The sequence below is a fragment of the Pseudoalteromonas sp. SG43-1 genome, from assembly GCF_014164415.1.
GTDB lineage: Bacteria > Pseudomonadota > Gammaproteobacteria > Enterobacterales > Alteromonadaceae > Pseudoalteromonas > Pseudoalteromonas distincta.
Window position 1 is genome coordinate 1 of the sequence record NZ_JACJFD010000055.1, and the last position, 3,474, is coordinate 3,474.

At 38.5% G+C, this 3,474-nt stretch carries 2 protein-coding genes and 1 pseudogene; 1 reads left to right on the plus strand and 2 read right to left on the minus strand.

Annotated features, from left to right (window positions below; translation table 11 throughout):
* Together H5159_RS20605 and H5159_RS20610 are read right to left on the minus strand one after the other, a co-directional pair.
* Positions 1-194, minus strand: a pseudogene (locus H5159_RS20605) (hypothetical protein); the annotation flags it as partial.
* A gap of 349 nt (positions 195-543) precedes the next feature.
* A complete protein-coding gene (locus H5159_RS20610; protein WP_182780957.1) occupies positions 544-1,356 on the minus strand; it encodes an alpha/beta fold hydrolase in 813 nt (270 codons plus the stop codon).
* Between the two features lie 299 nt (positions 1,357-1,655).
* Between H5159_RS20610 and sbcB the strand changes: the two genes are divergently transcribed.
* Positions 1,656-3,101 carry an exodeoxyribonuclease I gene (gene sbcB, locus H5159_RS20615; RefSeq protein ID WP_182780958.1) on the plus strand — a complete coding sequence of 482 codons (1,446 nt, stop codon included), beginning with the start codon at positions 1,656-1,658 and terminating at the stop codon, positions 3,099-3,101.
* Positions 3,102-3,474 lie beyond the last annotated feature (373 nt).

A 3,474-nucleotide genomic window follows, 5' to 3' on the forward strand; every position in this document is an offset into this window, starting at 1 on the left:
GTACAAATTGCTTCAGCCTCAGCGTAATTTTTTGACTTAACATTCAGTGCGCAGCTATTAAATGATTGCTCAAGTGGCTGTGGCGCTGTTGCAGTTTCAATAACCATTAATTTGTAATCACTTTGCTCAGCCATTGCAGCAGCTGAACATGTAAGTAGTGAGCTAAGAGCGATAGTTTTGATAAGTTTTTTCATGGTCGTAGTCCTGTTATGCCAATTGTTTAAATTAGTGAGCTTTTTTAGCGTCAAGAAAATAGCTTAATAACAAGGCAAAAATTATGAAATATAGTCGTTCTATATAAGTAATTTTTAACGCAGTTAGTGAGTTATTTAATTCGCTAAAATGATCATGTTTTAATAAAATTGGTATTAGTTAAGCCGTGCTTGTTGCCGACAACTGAACTTTAGAGAATTAACACAAAACCGACAAACGATTAAAACAAACCTAATAAGTGAATAAATCTAACCTATAGACTTTAGTCTAATGCCAAACTACTAATTTATGAAAATTGATATTTATACAATCAGCAAACAAACCAACACCTTATTGAGTACGCTCAAGTAACTTAACTACTTGGGCTACAACCATTTCTGGCTCATCATTTTGCGGATAGTGATAGCTCTTATTTGTTATTACTATTTCACCTTGAGGAAATGCATTAGCCCATTTTGAGTGTAAGTCGCCCCACATTTCACGCGCTTTGTCAGTAAAAAATAATACAGATGGCTTTTTGTACTTTTTAACTGAGGCAATTACTGTCACGGGTATATCAGCAATTTGTGGATAATCAGGCAGTGGACGTTTTGCCCAAAAATCTAAATACTGATTCGACATTCCATTTTTTATATCGTCGAGCTTTATTGCTGCAATTTCTTTTTCAGCGCGTGGCAAATCAATCGCGCGCATAATATCTACATCGTGCTCTGATGCAGGCTCAATCAACATCAACGCTTTAATCTGATTAGGGTATGTTGCAGCAAAAACACGTGCAATATAAGCACCATAAGAATGCGCAACATACACAACAGGCTCTTTTATTTCCAGTGTTTTGAGTAATAACACAGCCTCCGCTGCATATTCTTCTGAACTAAAGTTTTTCTTTATTTGTGCAGAGCCGCCATTACCAATACGAGAATACCGTATAACTTTAGCGTGCTTGGTAAGTGATTCAAAAACCGGGTCCCAATCACTTAAACCAGCAGAACCGCCCGCTTCGAGTAAAATAGTATGTTTACCTTTACCACCTAGCTCGTATTCAACGTCAAAGCCATTTACTTTGACGACAGTCAATTTAGCTAATGCATTATTAGATAATAAAAGTAAGAAAAGGATTTGTATTGTTGTTTTATAAGTCATAATTTAATTAAACTTCACCATTACTTGAAACAAATATTTGATCACGCAACTTTCACCATGCTCTAAACCTCAAAAGATGCAATCTTCCTTAAGTATCTTTTTGAATATTCTTACTTCATATCTTACCTCAGATTAAAATTGTAAAAAAAAATTACTTTCGACTAAGAATATACGTAACCTCATTTATCACCCAAACCTATAAACTCCCTCGCCCATATGCCATAATCTAAATAATTCATAATTTTAGTAACTTGGCGCGTATTTAGGCGCTTTAAAGTTAACTACTCAGGGTTTTCAGCATGGCATATCAAGAGCAAAATCAAGCAACAATCTATTGGCACGACTACGAGACTTGGGGGGCGAGCCCTCAAAAGGATAAGCCGAGCCAATTTGCGGGTATTCGTACCGATCTTGATTTAAATATAATTGGCGAGCCGCTTATTGAATATTGTAAGCCGCAAGCGGATTACTTGCCTCACCCTGAGGCATGTTTAATTACGGGTATTACGCCACAAGTGGCGATGAAAAAAGGCTTGGTTGAGGCTGAGTTTATAGCAAAAATTCATGCCGAATTTAGCGTGCCAAACACCTGTGTTGCTGGTTATAACAGTATTCGGTTTGATGACGAAGTAAGCCGTTATAGCTTTTACCGTAACTTTTACGACCCATACGAGCGTGAATACAAAAATAACAATAGCCGCTGGGATATTATTGATTTAGTACGCGCTTGTTACGCACTGCGCCCTGAAGGCATTGAATGGCCGTTAAAAGAAGACGGCAGCCCAAGCTTTAAGCTAGAACATTTAACGGTAGCCAATGGTATTGAACACGCCGCAGCGCACGATGCGCTAAGCGACGTAACCGCCACTATTGCATTGGCTAAGCTAATAAAAGAAAAACAGCCAAAGCTGTATAACTTCTTTTTTGGTTTGCGTAATAAAAAAGCCCTTGCTGAATTAGTTGATGTATTTAACATGACGCCGCTGGTGCATACCTCGTCGCGCATACCTGCAACACAAGGCTGTACAAGCTGGGTTGCACCAATGAGCTTTCATCCGGTAAATAAAAACGCGGTTATTTGTTTTGATTTAACCCAAAACCCGCAAGTACTCATTGATTTAAACGTAGAAGAGTTACGCAAACGCTTATACACCAAACGTGTAGATTTAGCCGAGGACGATTTACCTGTTGGCTTAAAACTAGTGCATTTAAACAAGTGCCCTATTTTAGCCCCAGCTAAAACATTATTGCCTGAAAACGCCGCGCGTTTGGGGATTGACCGCGAGCAGTGCTTAGCTAACTTAGCTACTTTAAAAGCCAATACCGACCTTCGCGATAAAGTAACGGAAGTGTTTAACGAGCAAGGCGATTACAGCGCAACTACTAACGTTGACTACTTACTTTACGATGGGTTTACAAGCCATGCTGATAAAGCTAAATTTGCGATTATTCGTGATGCAAAACCAGATGAGTTAGCTGGGTTGAAGTTAGACTTTGAAGATAAAAAGTTTAATACGTTGTTGTTTAGATACCGCGCCCGTAACTGGCCTGAAACGCTAAACCAGCAAGAGCTTGACCAATGGCGCCAGTATTGCCAAAACAAGTTAATGCACGGAGAAGATCAACCGTCGATTAATGCGCAAGATTTTATGATCACCCTTGAAAACCTAGCGCATGAACATGACGACAGCGAAAAAAATCTTACTATTTTAAAGGCGCTATATAACTACGCTCAAAGCATGTAATTTTGTTTGTATAACGCATTAAAAACGCGACGCTTTAGCAATAAAGCGTCGCGTTTTTGTTTATTAATATCTGTACCACTTAAAACAAAGCAAAATCTATTTCACAAAGAGAAGCGAATGAGGAGTAAATGAGAAGACATAAAAACAATAATTTTTTAGATCTATTACTTCCTCTAAAAGCGCAGCGCCTCATAAACTCTTTGTGAATAAATTACTTTACGGGCTTTGCCCGTCACGCGAGCAAGCTCCGCGTCTTGTATCTCTCATTGATAAATGATTAGCTATCATTTATCACATCGAAGTCAGTGAGCTTGCCTTCGCGTCTAGTATTTAATACTGCTCCGTAGATAAAGCCCTGACTTTCTATTCTCAC

Coding starts and splice junctions, on each gene's coding strand:
- H5159_RS20610 (WP_182780957.1), bottom strand. CDS start 1,356: ATGACTTATAAAACAACAATACAAATCCTTTTCTTACTTTTATTATCT.
- sbcB (WP_182780958.1), top strand. CDS start 1,656: ATGGCATATCAAGAGCAAAATCAAGCAACAATCTATTGGCACGACTAC.